Raw genomic sequence first — 20,203 nt, forward strand, 5'->3', positions numbered from 1 at the left:
GGCGCGGCACCAAGCGCGGCACCAAGCGCGGCGCGCCGATGGTCTACACTGTGGCGTTCTGCAATCGCAAGGTTTGATGACGTGGCGGACTCGCTGTTCTCCGATACCCCTGACCGTTCCCGGCAACCGCTGGCCGAGCGCCTGCGCCCACGCACCATCGACGAGGTGATCGGGCAGCAGCACCTGCTGGGCCCGGGCAAGCCGCTGCGCGTGGCGTTCGAGTCGGGCGAGCCGCATTCGATGATCCTGTGGGGCCCGCCCGGCGTGGGCAAGACCACGCTGGCGCGGCTGATGGCCGATGCCTTCGACGCCGAGTTCATCGCGCTGTCGGCGGTGCTGTCGGGCGTCAAGGACATTCGCGAGGCGGTAGAGCGCGCCGAGCAGTTCCGCGCGCACGGGCGGCGCACGCTGGTGTTCGTCGACGAGGTGCACCGCTTCAACAAGAGCCAGCAGGATGCCTTCCTGCCGCACGTCGAGAGCGGGCTGTTCACCTTCATCGGCGCGACCACCGAGAATCCATCCTTCGAGGTCAACGGCGCCTTGCTGTCGCGCGCGGCGGTCTACGTGCTCAAGAGCCTGGACGATGCCGAGCTGACGCAGCTGGCCCTGCGCGCCAGCGAAGAGCTCGGCGGCATCGCGTGGCAGGACGAGGCACTGCAGCTGATCGTGGCCTCGGCCGATGGCGACGGGCGCAAGCTGCTGAACAACATAGAGATCGTGGCGCGTGCCGCACGCACCGCCGGGGCCGCGCAGATCGATACCGCGCTGCTGGGCAGCGCGCTGTCGGAAAACCTGCGCCGCTTCGACAAGGGCGGCGATGCCTTCTACGACCAGATCAGCGCGCTGCACAAGTCGGTGCGCGGCTCGGATCCCGACGCCGCCCTGTACTGGTTCTGCCGCATGATCGACGGCGGCGCCGATCCGCGCTACCTGGCGCGGCGCATCGTGCGCATGGCGTGGGAAGACATCGGGCTGGCCGATCCCCGCGCCGCGCGCATCACGCTGGACGCGGCCGAGACCTATGAGCGGCTGGGCTCGCCTGAGGGTGAACTCGCATTGGGCCAGGCGCTGATCTACCTGGCCATCGCGCCCAAGTCCAATGCCGGCTACAACGCGTACAACGCGGCACGCGCCTTCGTCGGCAAGGACAAGTCGCGAGCGGTGCCGGTGCACCTGCGCAATGCGCCGACAAGGCTGATGAAGGAGCTTGGCTACGGCCATGCCTACCGCTACGCGCACGACGAGCCCGAAGCCTACGCCGCCGGCGAGCACTATTTTCCGGACGACCTGAAGGCGCAGGGCTGGTACCAGCCGGTGCCGCGCGGGCTGGAAGGCAAGATTTCAGAGAAGCTGCGCCACCTGCGCGAGCTGGACGACGCCTGGCATCGCGAGCAGCGCGCGGTCAAAGCGCGGGAGAAAGCTGGCAAGGACGGCGACAAGGGCGGCGGCAAGGACCAGTAGCTTCCGCGGGCCAGCGGCGTCTTCCGCCGCCAGTTCGCTCGTCCCGGCCCATGCGGGTGCAGTAAAATGGCGGGTCCGCCGGCATGTCGCTGGCCCTGCACTTCACCTCAAGCAACATGCTCGACATCCAGCTGTTCCGCAAAGACATCGACGCCGTGGCGCAACGCCTTGCCACGCGCGGCTTCCAACTCGACGTGGCGGCGTTCCAGGCACTCGAGGCCGAACGCAAGCAACTGCAGACCCAGACCGAGGAACTGCAGGCGCGCCGCAACAGCCTGTCCAAGCAGATCGGCATGCTCAAGGGCAAGGGCGAGGACGCCTCGGCCGTGATGGCCGAAGTCGGTGGCATCGGCGACACACTCAAGGCCTCGGCCGCGCGGCTCGACGAGATCCAGGCGCATCTGGCGGAGCTGATGCTGTCGATCCCCAACCTGCCGCACGAAAGCGTGCCGGTGGGCAATGACGAGACCCAGAACGCCGAAGTGCGCCGCGTGGGCGAGCCGCGCCAGTTCGACTTTGCCGTGCGCGACCACGTCGACGTGGGCGAAAAGCTGGGCCTGGACTTCGATACCGCGGTCAAGGTGACCGGCTCGCGCTTCTCGATGCTGCGCGGCGGCGTGGCGCGCATGAACCGCGCGCTGGTGCAGCTGATGCTCGACACCCATACGCAGGAACACGGCTATACCGAAATGTACGTGCCGTATATCGTCAACGCCGCGTCGATGCGCGGCACCGGCCAGCTGCCCAAGTTCGAGGAAGACCTGTTCAAGGTGCCGCGCAAGGTCGGCAGCGAGGAAGGCGAGCGCATCGAAAACTTCTACCTGATCCCGACCGCCGAGGTGCCGCTGACCAATATCGTGCGCGACGCCATCGTCGCCGGCGAGAAGCTGCCGCTGCGCTTCGTCGCGCATACGCCGTGCTTCCGCTCGGAAGCAGGTTCGTACGGCAAGGACACCCGCGGCATGATCCGCCAGCACCAGTTCGACAAGGTCGAGATGGTGCAGATCGTTCCGGCCGCGCAATCGTTCGACGCGCTGGAAGAACTGACCGGCCACGCCGAGGCGATCCTGAAGAAGCTGGAACTGCCGTTCCGCACCATCGTGCTGTGCACGGGGGACATGGGCTTCGGCAGCACCAAGACCTATGACCTCGAAGTGTGGATCCCCGCGCAGAACACCTACCGCGAGATCAGCTCGTGCTCGAACATGGGCGACTTCCAGGCGCGCCGCATGCAGGCACGCATGCGCGCGGGGCAGGGCAAGCCGGAGCTGGTGCACACGCTGAACGGCTCGGGCCTGGCTGTGGGCCGCACGCTGGTGGCCATCCTCGAGAACTACCAGAACGCCGACGGCTCGGTCACGGTGCCGGCCGCGCTGCAGCCTTACATGGGCGGCGTCACTCGCCTGGAACCGGAGCTGTAAAAAATCTGTTTCCGGCCTCTTGCGCTGGCTGGTGCGGTGTGGCTATAATCTCGGTTTCGCCACACGGCAAAGCAGTTACCGGAGAGGTGGCAGAGTGGTCGAATGTACCTGACTCGAAATCAGGCGTACCGGCGACGGTACCGTGGGTTCGAATCCCACCCTCTCCGCCAGACAAGAAGCTGCCCGGTCTCGACCACCGGACAGGCAACAACAGTGTAGTAAAACTCAGGCCGACGCCCACGCAAGTGAGCGTCGGTTTTGTTTTTTTCCGGCGGTCGGTTTCATCGCTGCCAGCGCCTGGCGGTGCACTATCATGGCGATCCAGCGGACCGCCATGAACGAGGCCACCGATGACACAGCCATCCCCCACGCCTGCCGAATTCCACGGCGATCCCGCGGAACTTCCCGACGACCCCAATCTGATTGCCGGCATGCCGTACCGCCACCACAAGGGCGGTGCCTATGCGGTGGTCGGCATCGGACGCCTGGAGGCCGACCTCGCGCCGGCAGTCGTCTATCGCGCGCTGCGCGATCCCGCATTGCTCTGGGTGCGCCGCGCCGACGTGTTTAGCGAGCCCGTGGCGACGCCGCACGGAGAGGTGCCGCGCTTCGCTCCGGACTGGCCCGCGGCGCTGGCCTGCCTCGACTTCCTGCCGCGCAAGACGGTGCTGGATGTGCTGGGGCTGCATGACACGCCGTACCGGCACTACCACGGCCCCCGCCATATCCTGGAAATGTTCGAAGTCGCCCACGCGCGCGGCGTCACGCTGGATCCGGCGCAGGCGCTGGCGGTGCTGTGCCACGACGCGGTCTATGTGCCGGGCTGCGAGCACAACGAGTCGGCTTCGGCGGACCTGGTCGAGACGATTGCACCGGAGGTGGACCGCACGGTGCTCGGCCGGGCCGCGCAGATCGTGCGCGACACGCGCACGCATACGTCGACCATCGACGGCGCGGACACCGTGCTCGATCTCGACCTGTTCCGGCTGGCCGCTCCCCCTGATGTATTCGATGCCCACAGTGCCGATGTCTTCGCCGAGAACCGCGCCATGCTGGCCGCGCGCACCGGCCTGCATGGCGATGCGCTGCTGGCGGAGTTCGGGCGCCGGCGCGCGGCCTTCCTGGGCGAGCTGGCGCAGCGGCCGCGGCTGTTCCTGACGCCGCCCTTTGCCGACTGCGAGGCGCCCGCGCGCGCCAATATCGCGCGCATCGGCGGCGCGCAGGCTGCGCGTGCCTGAACTGCCGGCGCGCGTGGGCACGGTTGCCGATGCCTGGCTGACGCCCGGGACGGCGCTGGGTCTGCTCGGCCTGTTCACGCTCGCCACGGTGTTGCTGCTGTGCCTGGTGCCGCTACTGGTGGCGCTGTTGCGCCCGCTGGTGCGCTGGCTCGACGGCATGCGCGTCTGGGGCGCCGGTGCCTTGTCGACGCGCGTGGCCGCACAGGATCGCCCGCGCCGCGTGAGCACGCTGACGCTGCGCGTGCTGGAACGCGATATCGCCGAATTGCTGCTGGTGCTCGTGGCCGGCGCCGCGCTGCTGGCTTGCGGGGCAGCGCTGTTCTGGCTCGCCGCCGAAATCGCGCAGGGCGACCAAGTGGTCCGTCTCGACCAGCTTGTGTTCGCGCAGGGGCGCGCATGGCGCCGCGACTGGCTCGATATCGCCATGGTCGCGGTGACCGAGCTGGGCGGTGCGCGCATCTCGGTCGCGGTCGGCGTGGCGGTGTTCGCGTGGCTGTGGTGGCTGCGCGCGTGGGTCACGGCGCTGTACTGGTCCGCGGCGCTGCTTGGCGCGCGCGCCTGCGTGATGGCGCTCAAGCTCGGTATGGCGCGCATACGGCCAGCCAGCATCTACAGCGGGCTGGAGTCGTATTCCTTTCCCAGCGGCCACGCCACCAGCAGCATGGTGACGTACGGTTTCCTGGCGTTCCTGCTGTGCCTGCGCCAGCCATGGCGCGTGCGCATCCCGGTGCTGGCGCTGACCGCGGTGGCGGTGGCGGCGATCGGGGTGTCGCGGCTGTACCTGGGCATGCACTGGCTGTCCGACGTGGCCGCGGGCTACGCGCTGGGATTCGCGTGGATCGCGTTGCTCGGCACCGCCTACCATACGCTGCATGCGCCGGCGCCACGGGATGCGGTGGCGCCGTGGCGGCTCGGCGCGGTGGCGGCAGCCGCGGTGGTGGTGGCGTTCGGCTACGTGGCCTGGTTCCGCATGCCGGATACGCTGGAGCGTTATCGGCAGGCAGGCGCGGTTACAGCTACAGTTACCGCGCAGCAGGCTCTTCTGGCGCGGGCAGGCGCGATACCAGCAGCTGGTCGATCTTGTGATGGTCGATGTCCAGCACTTCAAAGCGATAGCCCGCCACGGTAATCGACTCGGATTTCTTCGGGATGCGCTTGAGCGCGTAGATCACCAGCCCGCCGGCGGTGTCGACATAGTCCTCGCCGGGCAGGGTATCGAGTTCCAGCGCTTTCTTCAGGTCCACCAGCGGCGTCAGGCCGTCGACCAGCCACGAGCTGTCGTCGCGGCGCACGATCTGCTCGTCTTCGCTGGAATAGAGGATGTCGCCCATCAGCGCGCCGACGATATCGTCGAGCGTGACGATGCCCACCACCAGCCCGTACTCGTTCATCACCACGGCAAAGTTCTGGTGCATCTCGCGGAAGCGCGTCAGTCCCTCGGACAGCGTCAGCGTGTCGGGGATCACCAGCACGTTCTTGTCATGGTGGCGGCCGATATTGCCGATCACCGCGGCGCTCTCGTCGGCCAGCAGCAGCTGCAGGATGTCCTTGGAATCGATATAGCCCTGCACATCGTCCAGGTCGTGCCCGCACACCGGGTATTGCGCATGCGGCTGGTTGACCAGCTTGCGCCGCACGCTGTCAGCGGGCTCGTCCAGGCTCAGCCAGACCACGTCGTCGCGCGGCGTCATGATCGCGGTGATGCCCTTGAAGCCGAGTTCGAACACGTTCTCGATCAGGTGCAGCTCATGCTTGTGCAGCACACCCGCCTCGGCGCCGGCATCGACCATGGCGGCGATGTCCTCGGTGGTGATCTGGTCGACCGGCTTGGTCGGCAGGCGCAGCAGCCGCAGCGCGGCATCGGCGGCGGCGTTGAAGACCCACACCAGTGGCTTGAGCACGCGCAGCAGCGTCAGCATCGGGTCGATCACGGCCAGCGCGCACGCTTCCGGGAATGTCATCGCGATGCGCTTGGGGATCAGGTCGGCAAACTGGATGAACAGCAGCGTCACGATCAGGAACGAGCCGATATTGGCCACGCGCTGCGCGTGGACCACCTGCATATACGGCGACAGCGTTTCCAGCAGCAGGTCGGACACGTGCTTCTCGCCGAGGATACCGGCGAGGATGGCCACGCTGTTGACGCCGATCTGCACGATGGTGAAGAAATTCCCTGGCTCTTCCTTGAGCAGCAGTACGCGCGTGGCGCGGCCATCGCCGCGCTCGGACAAGACCTGCAGCTTGGTGCGGCGTGCGGCGGTCAGCGCGATCTCGGAGATGGAGAAGAAGGCGCTGACCAGGACAAGGGCGGTCAGGGTCAGGACGAACATAGGCGGTGTGGCGCATGCGGCCAGCGAGTGCAGGCGGCTTGATGATGGTGCACCGCCTGTGAAGCTGTCAAATCGGCGCCGGCGCGGCCGTCATTCCAGTATGGCCGTGCGCACCCTGGCGCCGCCCGGCAGTGCGCCGTCCAGGCTGACCACCGGCGCTTCCAGCCGTTGCGGCAGCGTTGCTGCCAGTTCCTGCGCGGCCTGCGCAAACTGCACGCGCAGGTCGTCGGCCAGGCTGGAACCGGCGCGGTGGCTGGCGCGCAGCATCTGGATCTCGAACGGCAGTTCCGGCGCCACGTCATGCAGCGCGACATGGCCGGGATTGGCGCTGAGCGCGGTGTACTGGTCCAGCAGCGTCAGGCCAAGTCCGGCATCGACCAGCGCCAGCGCCAGCGAATAGGTCTGCACCTCCAGCGTCGAGCGCGGCTCGAGCGCGTGCCGCGCCAGCGTCTGGCGCACCAGCAGGCCGAGCGAGCTGTTGTCGTCATAGCCGATGAAGGGGCGATCCATCAGCCGCTGCATCGGCACCTGGCGGCGGCGTCCCGCGGCGGGCAGCGGCTGGCCGCGCGGCACCGCCAGCAACATGCGGCCGCTGGCCACCGGTTCGCTGGAAATGGCCTCGTGGCGCGGCGGCGAGAAGGCGAAACCCAGGTCGATCTGGTTGGCCAGCAGCGCGCCGACGATCTCGTCGGTATGGTGGGTCAGCACCTGCACCTGGGTGTCGGGGTGGCGCGCGCAGAAGCGCCGCACCGCCGGCACCAGCAGCGGGTTGGCCAGGCTCGGCGTGGCCGCCACGCGCAGGCGCCCGGCGCCCTTGTGGCGCAGGCTTTCCGAGACGCGGCGCACGCGCTCGATCTCGCCGTATAGCCTTTCGACATCGCCGTACAAGGCGTTGGCCTCGGGAGTCGGCTGCAGCCGCCCGCGCACGCGCTCGAACAGGCGGAAGCCGAGCGAGGCCTCGGCATGCTGCAGCACGCGCGTGACCACGGGCTGGGACACGTGTAGCAGGCGCGCGGCTTCGCTGACGGTGCCGGTCAGCATTACGGCGCGGAAAACCTCGATCTGGCGCAGGCGCATTGGCTTAGGGCGTCTGGAATTAGGGACGTCTGGAACGATAGGCACAGGCCATCCATAGCCTGAAGACATATTCTGGCACGTATTCGCATTGGGCAAGCCGGCCCCGCTGATCTACCCTCTGGCATCGGTCTTTTGATGCAACAAGGAAGTCAATGCGGGTAGTGATCGTGGGCGCCGGGGTGGTCGGCATGACAACGGCGTGGCGCCTGGCCCAGGACGGGCATGAGGTGACGGTGCTGGAACGGCACCAGGGTCCCGGCGAGGAAACCAGCTTTGCCAACGGCGGGCAGCTCAGCTACAGCTACGTGGCGCCGTTGGCCGGGCCGGGCGTGATGGGCAAGGTGCCGGGCTGGCTGCTGCGGCGCGATTCGCCGATGCGCTTCCGCCCGGTGGCCGATCCCGCGCAATGGCGCTGGCTGGCGGCCTTCATGGGCGCCTGCAATGCCGGCACCAGCGAGGCCACCACGCGCAAGCTGCTGCGCCTGGGCTTCTATTCGCGCGACCAGCTGCAGGCGTTCGTGGCGCAGCACGAGCACGAGGACAGCGGCTTCGGCTTCGATTTTGCGCGGCGCGGCAAGCTGGTAGTGCACCGCGACGAAGCGGCGTTCGCCTCGGCCTGCCGGCTGCTGGATTACCAGGCCAGGCTGGGCTGCGAGCAGCAGGCGCTGGACCGCGATGCCTGCGTCGCGCTGGAGCCCGCGCTGGCCGGCATCCGCGAAGAGATCGCCGGCGCCATTTATACGCCGAGCGAGGAGGTGGGCGACTGCCACCGCTTCTGCGTGTCGCTGGCACGGTTGCTGCAACACGGCGGCGGCCGCACTGGCGTGTCGCTGCGCTTCGGCACCGTGGTGCACGGACTGCAGCAGCAGGGCGGACGCGTGACCGGGGTGCGCACCGATGCCGGCGAGGTGCCGGCCGACGCGGTCGTGGTCGCGGGCGGCATCGGCAGCGTGCCGCTGCTGCGTCCGCTGGGTGTGCGGCCGATGCTGTGGCCGCTCAAGGGCTACAGCATCACCGTACCGCTGGCCAGTGGCGCGCGCGCCCCGCATATCAGCGTGACGGATTTCGCCAACAAGATCGTTTACGCGCGGATCGGCAATACACTGCGGGTGGCGGGCATGGCCGACCTGGTGCGCGGCGGCACCCGCATCGACCCGGAGCGGGTCGGCACGCTGGTGGCGCAGACGCGCGCCTTGTTCGACGGCATCGTGCCGGACCTGCCGCTGGCGCAGCTGCAGCCGTGGGCGGGCCTGCGTCCGGCCACGCCGGACGGGCTGCCGCTGATCGGGCCGTCGCGCGTGTCGGGCCTGTGGCTGAACCTGGGCCATGGCGCGCTGGGCTTCACGCTGGCGATGGGCAGCGCCGGCCTGCTGGCCGACCGGCTGGCGGGGCGGCGCCCGGCCCTCGACGCCGCGGATTTCGATGCCGCGCGCGCGTAGCGCAGCGGCATGAAGCAATGGTTCCTGCAGTACCCATGAGTTCGCATTACCGCATTACCTCGAGAAAACGAGCCTCAATGACCAAGCCCCACTACAAGGAGCGCGACATGAAACCATTGCACACCCGCCTTGCCACCCGACGTATGCTCGCGGCTGCCACGCTGTTGCTGGCCGCCGGCGCGGCCCAGGCTGCCGACGGCGACACGCTGAAGAAGATCAAGGACAGCGGCGTGATCTCGCTGGGCTACCGCGAATCGTCGATCCCGTTTTCGTACACCGACGGCAAGGAGGTGATGGGCTACTCGCACGAGATCCTGCTGCAGATCGTCGACAAGGTGAAGAGCGAGCTGAAGATGCCGAACCTGCAGGTGCGGCTGACGCCGATCACTTCGCAGAACCGCATCCCGCTGGTGCAGAACGGCACCATCGATATCGAGTGCGGCAGCACCACCAATAACCTGGAGCGCCAGAAGCAGGTGGCGTTCTCCAACAGCCTGTTCGTCTACGGCATCAAGATGCTGACCAAGAAAGACTCGGGCGTGAAGGAGTTCACCGACCTGAAGGACCGCAACGTGGTCACCACCGCCGGCACCACCGGCGAGCGCCTGCTGGTCAAGATGAACGGCGAGAAGGCGATGAACATGAACCTGATCAGCACCAAGGACCATGGCCAGTCCTTCCTGATCCTGGAAAGCGGCCGCGCTGCGGCCTTCGTCATGGACGAGCCGCTGCTGTATGGCGAGCGCACCAAGGCCAAGAGCGCCGGCGACTGGATGGTGGTCGGCGCGCCGCTGCAGATCGAGAACTACGCCTGCATGTTCCGCAAGGACGACCCTTCGTTCAAGAAGCTGGCCGACGGCGTGATCGCCGACCTGCAGACCAGCGGCCGCGCGGAGAAGCTCTACAACAAGTGGTTCATGTCGCCGATCCCGCCCCGCAACATCAACATGAACTACCCGCTGTCGGCCGACATGAAGGCACTGTTCGCGGCGCCCAACGACAAGGCCTACCAGTAACGGCGAAGGGCATAGCCGCCGTGGCGGATGCATCGCCCCGGCGGTTATATAGCCATAATGAATCGTTATTTCGCCATCGATAGCGTTTGCGGTAGTGTAGAGCCCGATATAGGCTCATAGCAGCACAACCGGCCGGCAGCCTTCCACGAGAGGCCAGCCGGCGTTGCCTGCCCACTTACTGCCTATCCGCATCCACTGGAGAACATATGCGATCGATTCGTACTGGCTGGTTCAAGTCGCTGCTGGCGGCCTCGCTGATGGCGGGGGCCGGCCTGGCGGCCACCGCGGCCCATGCCGCCGACCTGCTCGACACCGTCAAGCAGGCCGGCGTGCTCAAGATCGGGCTGGAGGGCACGTACCCGCCGTTCGGCTTCCGCGGCGCCAAGAACGAGCTGGAAGGGTTTGACGTCGATGTCGCGCGCGCGGTCGCAGGCAAGCTGGGGGTCAAGCCCGAGTTCGTCACCACCGAATGGAGCGGCATCATTGCCGGACTGCAGGCAGGCAAGTTCGACGTGATCGTCAACCAGGTCAACGTCACGCCGCAGCGCCAGCAGGTGCTGGACTTTTCCACGCCCTACGTCTACTCGGATGCGCAGCTGATCCAGCGCAAGGACGACAAGCGCCAGTTCAAGTCGCTGGAAGACCTGAAGGGCCACAAGCTCGGCGTCAGCCTGGGCAGCAACTACAACGAGCTGGCCAAGTCGGTGGCCGGCATCGACGTCAAGACCTATCCCGGCGCGCCCGAGTACCTGCGCGACCTGGCGGCACAGCGCGTCGACGCCGCGCTGAATGACCGGCTCATGGTCGCCTACCTGGTCAAGACCGCCAACCTGCCGCTGCGGGCGGGCGCGATCGTGGCGGGCGCGACCACGCAGGTGGCCATCCCGTTCCGCAAGGACAATCCCAAGTTCGCGCAGGCCATCAACCACGCGCTGGAAGACCTGAGCAAGGACGGCACGCTTGGCAAGCTGTCGGTGAAGTGGTTTGGCACCGACGTGACCAAGCCCGCCGGCAAGCCGGTCAAGTAAGCCGGTCAACTAAGCGCATCAAGTAAGCGCATCAAGTAAGCGGATCAACTAAGCCGGCCCGCGAGGCGGGCGGTATCATGTCGCGGCGCGGCGGCCTGCAGGGCTGCCGCGCCGCTTTGTTTTATTACCTTCAGTCCGCCGCCACGCCCATGTCCGCTCTCCAGCTCGTCATCGATTCCCTGCCCGTGCTGCTGCAGGGCACGCTGCTGACCATCAAGTTCGCGTTGTGGTCGATGGTGTTCGGACTGGTGCTTGGCACCGTGGTCGCGCTGATGGGCATCAGCCACAGCCGCGCGCTCAAGGCGGTGGCGCGCGCCTACGTCAGCATCATGCGCGGCACGCCGCTGCTGGTGCAGATCTTCGTCGTGTACTACGGGCTGCCGGGCGTCGGCATCGCGCTGGAGCCCACGCCGGCCGGCGTGCTGACGCTGAGCCTGAACGTGGGGGCGTACCTGTCGGAAAGCATGCGCGGCGCCATCCTCGGCGTGGCGCGGGGCCAATGGCTGGCGGCGTACAGCCTGGGGCTGACGCCGGCGCAGGCGCTGCGCTACGTGGTGGGTCCGCAGGCGCTGCGGCTGGCGGTGCCGAGCCTGTCGAACAGCCTGATCAGCCTGATCAAGGATACGTCGCTGGTGTCGGTGATCACGGTGACCGAACTGCTGCGCACCGCGCAGGAGGTCATCGCGGCGACATACCAGCCGTTGCCGCTGTACCTGGCGGTGGCGGCGATCTACTGGGTGTTGAGCACCGGGCTGTCCGGGCTGCAGCATATGCTGGAGCGCAAGCTGTCGCTGCCGGGCAGGCACTGAGCCGCGCCGCTGCCAAAGCAAAAGAGCCAGCTCCGGAGAGCTGGCTCTTCTTTTCGGCAATGCGGGCCGTTGCCGGCCCGCGCGCTCAGCCCTGCGCGATGCGCCCGGCAATATGCCCCAGCGCCTCTTCCACCTGGTCCACCAGGACCAGGCACAGGTCGCCCGGCTTCAGGTGCGACAACGCGGTATCGATGGCCAGGAATTCGCCGCGGATTTCCTCGACCTGGCTGGTGCGCTGCGCGCCCTGCAGGCCTTCGCGCAGCAGCGCCAGCACCTCGCCGTCGGCACGGCCGCGCTGGCACTGGTCCTGGTACAGCACCACTTCGTCGAACACGCCGCCCAGGATCTGCGTCTGACGGCGGATGTCCTCGTCGCGGCGGTCGCCGGCACCGCTGATCACGACCACGCGGCGGCCGGCCGGCATGGTCTCGACCGCGTTGCACAATGCCTGGATCGCGTCCGGGTTGTGCCCGTAGTCGGCGATCAGAGTGGCGCCCTTGTAGTCGAACACGTTGAAGCGGCCGGGAGCCGTCGCGGCGTCATTGACGAAGGTGGCCAGGCCGCGGCGGATGATGGCCCAGTCGATGCCCAGCGCCCACGCCGAGGCGATCGACGACATCGCGTTCTCGACCTGGAAGCCGATGGTGCCGTTGCGAGTCAGCGGGATCTCCGCCAGCGCGATGCGCACCTGGGTATCGCCCTCCGACGCCACGATCTCGGCGCCGTCGACAAAGACCACGCGCTTGCCTTGCGCGCGGTGCGTGGCCATCGCCGGCTGGTTCGGATCGTGCGCGAAGAAGGTCACGCTGCCGGGGCAGGCGTCGGCCATGCGCACCACCATCGGGTCGCCGGCGTTGAGCACGGCCATGCCGTGCGGCGCGACGTTCTGCACGATCACGCTTTTGAGCACCGCCAGGTCTTCCACCGAATTGATGTACGACAGGCCCAGGTGGTCGCCTTCGCCGACGTTGGTCACCACGGCCACGTCGCAACGGTCGAAGGCCAGGCCTTCGCGCAGCAGGCCGCCACGCGCGGTTTCAAAAACGGCCGCGTCGACATCGGGGTGCAGCAGCACGTTGCGCGCGCTGCGCGGGCCGCTGCAGTCGCCGGTGTCGATGCGCTCGCCCTGGATATAGACGCCGTCGGTGCCGGTCATGCCCATGCGCAGGCCGCTGGTGGCCATGATATGGGTGATCAGGCGCACCGTCGTGGTCTTGCCGTTGGTGCCGGAGACGGCCACCACCGGGATGCGGCCATCGTCGCCATCGGAGAACATGGTCGAGATGATCGCCTCGCCCACCGCGCGGCCCTTGCCGTACGACGGCTGCAGGTGCATGCGCAGGCCCGGCGCGGCGTTGACCTCGACGATGCCGCCGGCCTGTTCCTCGAACGGCTTGAGCATGGTCTCGCACACGGCGTCGACGCCGGCGATGTCCAGGCCCACCATCTGCGCCGCGGCCACGGCGCGCGCGGCGATGTCCGGGTGGACGTCGTCGGTCACGTCGGTGGCGCTGCCGCCGGTGGACAGGTTGGCGTTGTTGCGCAGCACCACGCGCGTGCCCTTGGCCGGCACGGAGTCGGCGGTCAGGTTCTGCTTGGCCAGCACGGCCAGCGCGATATCGTCGAAGCGGATCTTGGTCAGCGAGGTGGCATGGCCTTCGCCGCGGCGCGGATCGCGGTTCACTTCCTCGACCAGCTGGCGCACGGTGTGCACGCCGTCGCCGGTCACTTGCGGCGGGTCGCGGCGTGCGGCCGCCACCAGCTGCTTGCCCACCACCAGCAGGCGGAAGTCATGGCCGGGGATGTAGCGCTCGACGATCACGTCGGAACTGATGTCCGAGGCGACCTCGTAGGCCGTCATCACTTCCTCGCGGGTGCGGATCCGCACCGCCACGCCCTTGCCCTGGTTGCCGTCACGCGGCTTGACCACCACCGGGGCGTCGATTTCCTGCGCGGCGGCCCAGGCTTGCTCGGCGCTGCGCACCGAGCGGCCCAGCGGCACCGGCACGCCGGCGGCGTGCAGCAGGCTCTTGGTCAGTTCCTTGTCCTGCGCGATCGATTCGGCCACGGCGCTGGTGCGGTCGGTCTCGGCGGCCTGGATGCGGCGCTGCTTGCTGCCCCAGCCGAACTGCACCATCGAGCCCTGCGTCAGGCGCCGGTAGGGGATGCCACGCGCCACGCCGGCGTAGACGATCGAGCCGGTGCTGGGCCCCAGGCGCACGTCTTCGTCCAGGTCGCGCAGGCGATGCAGCGCGTCGGCCAGGTCGAAGGCGGAGTCGTCGCGCGCGGCCAGGCACAGGGCCTCGGCCAGCCCGAACGCGAGCCGGCCGACTTCTTCCTCGCTGTACTGCACGATCACCTGGTAGGTGCCGGGCTCCACCGTCTGCGCGGTGCGGCTGAACGTGACCGGGCAGCCGGCGGCCGCCTGCAGGCGCAACGCGGCGACTTCCAGCACGTGCGCGAGCGAGAGCTCGCCCGATTCCTCGTCCGGGCGCAGCGGCCCGATCTCGGGAAAGCGCGCGCGCAGCCGGTCTTCGAAGCCGGGCAGGTCCGACAGCATGTCGGCGGTGTCCTGGCAGGCCACGATGGCTTCAATGGCGGTGTGGCGGCACCACAGGTTCGGGCCCCGCAGGGCCCGGATACGGGAGACTTCCATGGAACGGTTCCGTGTCTTCTATGCGCTGTGTTCGGGCGCCGCGTCAGGCGCGGCGCGCAGGCTGGCCCATCCAGTGGTGCACCAGGTCGACGGTGGCCGCGGTGGCGGCCTCGTCGCACTGCAGCACCAGCAGGTCGCCCGGCACCAGCTGGCCGAGCGCGGTCTCGATGGCATTGGCACGTGCGCCTTCGTCGATGATCTTGGTCACGCGGCGGCCTTCGTACAGCCCTTGCTTGAGCAGCGCGCGCGCCTCGGCATCGGGCAGGTCGCGCTTGACGCTGCGGTCTTCGCACAGGAAGACGCGGTCGAAATGCTGGCCCAGCACCTTGCCCTGGCGCACCAGGTCTTCATCGCGGCGCTTCACGCCGGCGCCGTAGACGACCATGCGGCGTTCGGACGGGAAGCGGTCCAGCGCGGCCGCCAGCGCTTCCAGCGCGGGCGCGTTGTGGGCGTCGTCGACGACCACGGTGGCGCCGTTGCGCTCGAACAGCGTGAAACGGCCAGGCACGTCGACCTGGCCGACGTCGAACGTCACCACGCCGGCGCGGATCAGGTCGTTGGAGATGCCCAGCGCCCAGCCCGCGGCGACGGCCGCCAGCACGTTCTCGACCTGGAACGCCACGCGGCCGGCGTAGGTCAGCGGCACCGCGGCCACGTCGACCAGCGGCGTTTCCTTGCTGCCGACGGCCAGCACGATCTTGCCTTCGCGCACATACACCGCGCGCTTGCCTGCGGCGCGATGCGACATGATCGCGGGCAGCTCGGGCGTCAGGCCGAAGAAGATCACGTCGCCGTCGCACAGCTCGGCCATCTCGACCAGCCGCTCGTCGCGCGCATTCAGCACCGCGGCGCCATCCTTGAGCACCACGTCGACCTGCGTGCGCAGCACGTTGTACATGCGGTCCTCGTCCTCGACGTAGTAGTCGCCGAGGTGGTCGGGCTGGTCGAAGTTGGTGACCACGCCGACCTGGCAGCGGTCATAGACCAGGCCTTCGGACAGGATGCTGCCGCTGTCGTTCTCGAACACGGCGGCCTCGACCGCGCGGTTCATCAGGATGCGGTGGCCGGCGTCCCAGTTGGCGCGGTCGCCGCCCTGCACCAGGCGGCGGTCCAGGAACAGGCCGTCGCTGCTGGCCAGGCCGGTTTGCTTGCCCGACAGCTGCAGCAGGCGCGCGACCAGGCGCGCCACCACGGTCTTGCCGTTGGTGCCGGTCACGCCGACCACCGGGATGCGCCCGCAGTCGTCCTGCTCGGACTCGGGGAACAGGTGGTTGACGATGGCGCGGCCAACCGGACGCGGCGTGCCTTCGGCCGGCTTGATGTGCATCAGCAGGCCCGGACCGGCGTTGACCTCGACGATGGCGCCGCGCTGTTCGGCCAGCGGGCGCGAGATGTCCTCGGCCACCAGGTCCACGCCGGCGATGTCCAGTCCGACCACACGCGCGGCCAGCGATGCATGCGCGGCCACGCTCGGGTGGACGCGGTCGGTCACGTCGAAGGCGACGTTGCCGTTGCGCTGGATCAGCACGGTGCGGCCTTCCGCCGGCACCGAGCTGCCATCCATGCCCTGGCGCTTGAGCTCCAGCCGCGCGGCGGCATCCAGGCGCACGCGGTTCAGCGGGTGATCTTCGGTGCTGCCGCGCCGCGGATCGGAATTGATCTGCAGCTCGATCAGCTCGTCGATGGTGGACTTGCCGTCGCCGACCACGCAGGCGGTCTCGCCCATCGCGGCGGCAACCATGCGGCCGCCCACCACCAGCAGGCGGTGTTCGTTGCCGGGGATGAAGCGCTCGACGATGACGCCGCTGCCTTCGCCCAGCGCCACGGCGTAGGCAGTCTCGACTTCCTCGCGGGTGACCAGGTTGGTAAAGACGCCGCGGCCATGGTTGCCGTCGTAGGGCTTCACCACCACCGGCACGCCGATGTCTTCGGCGGCGTCCCAGGCGTCCTGGGGCGAGTCGACCATGCGGCCTTCCGGCACCGGCACGCCGCACGACTCCAGCAGGCTCTTGGTCAGGTCCTTGTCGCGCGAGATGCTTTCGCCGATGGCGCTGGTGCGGTCGGTCTCGGCCGTCCAGATGCGGCGCTGGCGCGCGCCATAGCCCAGCTGGACCAGGTTGCCGTCCGACAGGCGGATGGCGGGGATGTCCCGGTCGTCGGCGGCATCGACGATGCATGCGGTGCTGGGGCCGAGGCAGTGCTCGTCGACCAGGCGGCGCAGGTTGTCCACGGCGGCGGGGACGTCGAAGGGACGGTCCTCGATCGCGGCCATGACCAGGTCGCGCGCGCTGAACAGGGCGGCGCGGGTGACTTCTTCGTGCCAGGCACGGACGATCACTTTATACACGCCGCGCACCGGAGTCTCGCGCGCCTTGCCGAAGCCGCCGGGCATGCCCGCCAGGTTCTGCAGCTCAAGCGTCACGTGTTCCAGGATATGGCCGGGCCAGGTGCCTTCCTTCAGGCGCTGCAGGAAGCCGCCGCGCTCGCCGATGCTGCAGCGATGCTCGATCAGCGAGGGCAGCCATGCCGACAGGCGCTCGTAGAACCCCGGAATCGTGTTGGAGGGAAAGTCCTCCAGTTCCCCGATATCGACCCATGCCTCCAGCACGGGCCGATATGTCCACATATTCGGGCCGCGCAGCGACATGACATCGAAAATCTCAATGTCCTTCTTTTTCATTGAATTTGCTTGAGGCAGTGGGCGGAACGCCCGAGAAATGGAAGCCTAACCTTTCAATAACGTTACAGCTTAGTACAGGTTGACTTTCTTCGATTAAAAGTGTTTGTGCAGTGCATCAGGGCAACCCGCGGGTTCGCTGTTATTTACGTCGTTATGTATACTGCGGGCGAATTCACGGGCAGCCAGTGGGCGCCCGGCCTAAATTTGTTTCAAGTTATGTCCTTTTCCCCTGGACGCTGCATGCTGCGCCATCCATGACCCAGTCCTCCCTGCCTGCCCTCAACACCTTCCCCGCCGACGAGCCGTGGCGTGCCGAATCCGGAACGTGGCTCCGTCCCGGCGAAAACGTCCTGGCCGGACTGGTGCTGGACCTCGACGCGAGGCTGCATTTTACCCAAGGGTGGCTGGTTGTGACGGACCAGCGCATCGTTGCCCGCCCGCCAGGTGAAAAAAATGTGCGGGAATGGAACATCTCGCCCGAACTGCGCCTTTCCCATACCGATCATGCGGGGGTCGGCACCCTCGAACTGGCCGGCCCAAAGGGTCGGCTGGCCAGCTGGCGATATACGCTTGGTTACAATCCTGCCGCGCTGCGGCTGGCCGACCAGTTCGAGATGCGCCGCGATGCCACCTCCGCTACCGAAATTGGCGAGCCTGGCGAAGTGGCGTGCCCGACCTGCAAGGCGCCGCTGCCCCCGGATGAAGAGGAGTGCCCGCAGTGCAACCGCGAGCTGGAAACGCCACCGTCGACCTGGGCGCTACTGCGCCTGTGGCGCTTTGCCCGGCCCTACCGCTGGCAGCTGCTGGCCGGTTTCCTGCTGACGGTGCTGTCCACCGGCGCCACGCTGGTACCGCCGTACCTGACCATGCCGCTGATGGACAAGGTGCTGATTCCGTACCAGAACGGGGTACCGATCGATTACGACCGCGTGCGCATGTACCTGGGGGGCCTGCTTGGCGCCGCGCTGGTGGCATGGAGCCTGGGATGGGCGCGTACCTATCTGCTGGCACGCGTGTCGGAGCGCATCGGTGCGGATCTGCGCACAACGACCTACGAACATCTGCTTAAGCTGTCGCTGGAATATTTCGGTGGCAAGCGCACCGGCGACCTGATGGCGCGCATCGGCTCGGAAAGCGACCGCATCTGCGTGTTCCTGTCCCTGCACCTGCTGGACTTCGCCACCGACGTGCTGATGATCGTGATGACGGCCGTGATCCTGGTCTCGATCAACCCGTGGCTGGCACTGGTGACGCTGGTGCCGCTGCCGTTCATCGCCTGGATGATCCACCTGGTGCGTGACCGCCTGCGGCACGGCTTCGAGAAGATCGACCGTATCTGGTCGGAGATCACCAACGTGCTGGCCGACACCATCCCCGGTATCCGGGTGGTCAAGGCCTTCGCGCAGGAAAAGCGCGAAGTGACGCGCTTCCGCGAGGCCAACAAGCACAACCTGGCCATCAACGACCGCGTCAACGCGGTATGGTCGCTGTTCACGCCGACCGTGACCCTGCTGACCGAGATCGGGCTGCTGATCGTATGGGTGTTCGGCATCTGGCAGGTATCGCACAGCGCCATCACCGTGGGCGTGCTGGTTGCCTTCCTGACCTATATCAGCCGCTTCTATACGCGCCTCGATTCGATGAGCCGCATCGTTTCGGTGACGCAGAAGGCCGCGGCGGGGGCCAAGCGGATCTTCGACATCCTCGACCACGTCTCGAGCGTGCCGGAGCCGGTGCGTCCGACCAAGCTCGACAAGGTCGAAGGCGCCATCGACATGCGCGACCTGGGCTTCCGCTACGGCAACCGGGCGGTGATCCGCGGGCTGGACCTGTCGATCGCACCGGGCGAGATGATCGGGCTGGTCGGGCACAGCGGCTCGGGCAAGAGCACGCTGGTCAACCTGATCTGTCGCTTCTACGATGTTTCCGAGGGGGCGATCCGTGTCGACGGCGTCGACATCCGCTCGCTGCCGGTGTCCGAGTACCGCCGCCATATCGGCCTGGTGTTGCAGGAGCCGTTCCTGTTCTTCGGCACCATCGCCGACAACATTGCCTACGGCAAGCCGGATGCCACGCGCGAGGAGATCATCGCTGCCGCGCGCGCCGCGCATGCGCACGAGTTCATCCTGCGCCTGCCGCACGGCTACGACTCGCTGGTAGGGGAGCGCGGCCAGGCGCTGTCGGGTGGCGAACGCCAGCGCATCTCGATCGCGCGTGCGCTGCTGATCAACCCGCGCATCCTGATCATGGACGAGGCAACGTCATCGGTGGACACGCAGACCGAGAAGGAAATCCAGAAGGCGCTCGACAACCTGGTGCAAGGCCGCACCACCATCGCCATCGCGCACCGCCTGTCGACGCTGCGCAAGGCCGACCGCCTGGTGGTGATGGACCGCGGCAAGATCGTCGAAGTCGGCAGCCACGACGAACTGCTGTTGCGCGAGGGCGCTTACTTCAAGCTGTACCAGGCGCAGGCGCGTAACGTCGATACCGAGGATGACGACGAGCGCGAAGCCGTGACCGAACTGCCGGAGGTGGCCAATGCCCACTGATATGACCTTGGCGGACACCAATGCCGCAGCCAGCGCGGCCTTCACGCTGTCGCGCAATCCGTTTGGCCGCCTGACGCTGAACCATGGCGACGGCACGATCTATGAAGGGGTGGTGCCGGTGCGGGCCTTTCCGATCTCCGCGCCGCAAGGCGGCATCGGCATGATGAGCGCCGATGGGCACGAGGTGGTGTGGATTCCGCGGCTTGAGGCCCTTCCCGCCAACGAGCGCAGGATGATCGAAGAAGAACTCGCATCGCGCGAGTTCATGCCGGAGATCGAGCGCATCGTTGAGGTGTCGACCTTTGCCACGCCGAGCGTATGGACCGTGCAGACTGATCGCGGGCGTACCTCTCTCGTGCTGCGCGGGGAAGAAGCGATCCGTCGCCTGTCAGGCAACACGCTGATGGTGTCCGACAGCCACGGCATTCATTACCTGATCCGTGACCTGATGGCGCTGGACAAGCACAGCCGCAAGCTGCTGGACCGGTTCCTTTGA

14 protein-coding genes and 1 tRNA gene are annotated in these 20,203 nt (G+C 67.5%); 11 read left to right on the forward strand and 4 right to left on the reverse strand.

Annotated features, from left to right (window positions below; genetic code table 11):
- The first annotated feature begins 81 nt into the window (after positions 1 to 81).
- The 5 genes from E0W60_RS14340 (at position 82) to E0W60_RS14360 (ending at position 5,249) form a co-directional block, all read left to right on the forward strand.
- The gene (locus tag E0W60_RS14340) at positions 82 to 1,461 is read left to right on the forward strand and encodes a replication-associated recombination protein A (RefSeq protein WP_135704758.1); all 1,380 of its coding nucleotides are present in this window, start codon (positions 82 to 84) and stop codon (positions 1,459 to 1,461) included.
- Positions 1,462 to 1,577: 116 nt separating this feature from the next.
- Positions 1,578 to 2,882 carry a serine--tRNA ligase gene (serS, locus tag E0W60_RS14345; protein WP_135706218.1) on the forward strand — a complete coding sequence of 435 codons (1,305 nt, stop codon included), beginning with the start codon at positions 1,578 to 1,580 and terminating at the stop codon, positions 2,880 to 2,882.
- Positions 2,883 to 2,962: 80 nt separating this feature from the next.
- Positions 2,963 to 3,052 (forward strand) — tRNA-Ser (locus tag E0W60_RS14350).
- A gap of 180 nt (positions 3,053 to 3,232) precedes the next feature.
- Complete coding sequence (locus E0W60_RS14355; protein WP_135704760.1) at positions 3,233 to 4,120, forward strand: DUF1653 domain-containing protein; 888 nt, start codon at positions 3,233 to 3,235, stop codon at positions 4,118 to 4,120.
- Positions 4,113 to 5,249 (forward strand): phosphatase PAP2 family protein, encoded by a 1,137-nt coding sequence (locus E0W60_RS14360; RefSeq protein WP_135704762.1) that lies wholly within the window; start codon positions 4,113 to 4,115, stop codon positions 5,247 to 5,249. The genes E0W60_RS14355 and E0W60_RS14360 overlap by 8 nt, the downstream gene beginning before the upstream one ends.
- On the opposite strand, the gene E0W60_RS14365 is transcribed toward E0W60_RS14360, so the two are convergent.
- Together E0W60_RS14365 and E0W60_RS14370 are read right to left on the reverse strand one after the other, a co-directional pair.
- Positions 5,143 to 6,450, reverse strand: a complete 1,308-nt coding sequence (locus tag E0W60_RS14365) for a hemolysin family protein (protein WP_135704764.1) — start codon at positions 6,448 to 6,450, stop codon at positions 5,143 to 5,145. The genes E0W60_RS14360 and E0W60_RS14365 overlap by 107 nt on opposite strands.
- 90 nt (positions 6,451 to 6,540) lie before the next feature.
- A complete protein-coding gene (locus tag E0W60_RS14370) occupies positions 6,541 to 7,527 on the reverse strand; it encodes a LysR family transcriptional regulator (protein ID WP_133093992.1) in 987 nt (328 codons plus the stop codon).
- A 152-nt stretch (positions 7,528 to 7,679) separates the two neighbouring features.
- On the opposite strand from E0W60_RS14370, the gene E0W60_RS14375 reads away from it, so the two are divergent.
- From E0W60_RS14375 to E0W60_RS14390, 4 genes are all read left to right on the forward strand, one after another.
- A complete protein-coding gene (locus tag E0W60_RS14375; protein WP_135704766.1) occupies positions 7,680 to 8,966 on the forward strand; it encodes a D-amino acid dehydrogenase in 1,287 nt (428 codons plus the stop codon).
- A 107-nt stretch (positions 8,967 to 9,073) separates the two neighbouring features.
- Positions 9,074 to 9,982: a glutamate/aspartate ABC transporter substrate-binding protein gene (locus tag E0W60_RS14380; protein WP_135706219.1), complete on the forward strand. Its 909-nt coding sequence runs from the start codon at positions 9,074 to 9,076 to the stop codon at positions 9,980 to 9,982.
- A gap of 206 nt (positions 9,983 to 10,188) precedes the next feature.
- Positions 10,189 to 11,010 (forward strand): transporter substrate-binding domain-containing protein, encoded by an 822-nt coding sequence (locus E0W60_RS14385; RefSeq protein ID WP_133093994.1) that lies wholly within the window; start codon positions 10,189 to 10,191, stop codon positions 11,008 to 11,010.
- A 149-nt stretch (positions 11,011 to 11,159) separates the two neighbouring features.
- Entirely contained in the window at positions 11,160 to 11,819 is a 660-nt protein-coding gene (locus tag E0W60_RS14390) for an amino acid ABC transporter permease (RefSeq protein ID WP_133093995.1), read from the forward strand.
- 85 nt (positions 11,820 to 11,904) lie between these two features.
- On the opposite strand, the gene cphA (E0W60_RS14395) is transcribed toward E0W60_RS14390, so the two are convergent.
- Complete coding sequence (gene cphA, locus E0W60_RS14395) at positions 11,905 to 14,475, reverse strand: cyanophycin synthetase (protein WP_135704768.1); 2,571 nt, start codon at positions 14,473 to 14,475, stop codon at positions 11,905 to 11,907.
- A gap of 43 nt (positions 14,476 to 14,518) precedes the next feature.
- Complete coding sequence (gene cphA / locus E0W60_RS14400; protein ID WP_135704770.1) at positions 14,519 to 17,155, reverse strand: cyanophycin synthetase; 2,637 nt, start codon at positions 17,153 to 17,155, stop codon at positions 14,519 to 14,521.
- Positions 17,156 to 17,409: 254 nt separating this feature from the next.
- Between cphA (E0W60_RS14400) and E0W60_RS14405 the strand changes: the two genes are divergently transcribed.
- Both E0W60_RS14405 and E0W60_RS14410 read left to right on the forward strand, forming a co-directional pair.
- Positions 17,410 to 19,707, forward strand: coding sequence for an ABC transporter ATP-binding protein (locus tag E0W60_RS14405; RefSeq protein WP_135704772.1), 2,298 nt, complete (start codon positions 17,410 to 17,412; stop codon positions 19,705 to 19,707).
- The gene (locus E0W60_RS14410; protein ID WP_240745930.1) at positions 19,697 to 20,203 is read left to right on the forward strand and encodes a DUF1854 domain-containing protein; all 507 of its coding nucleotides are present in this window, start codon (positions 19,697 to 19,699) and stop codon (positions 20,201 to 20,203) included. Before E0W60_RS14405 ends, E0W60_RS14410 begins: the two co-directional genes overlap by 11 nt.

The organism is Cupriavidus oxalaticus (assembly GCF_004768545.1).
Lineage (GTDB): Bacteria > Pseudomonadota > Gammaproteobacteria > Burkholderiales > Burkholderiaceae > Cupriavidus > Cupriavidus oxalaticus_A.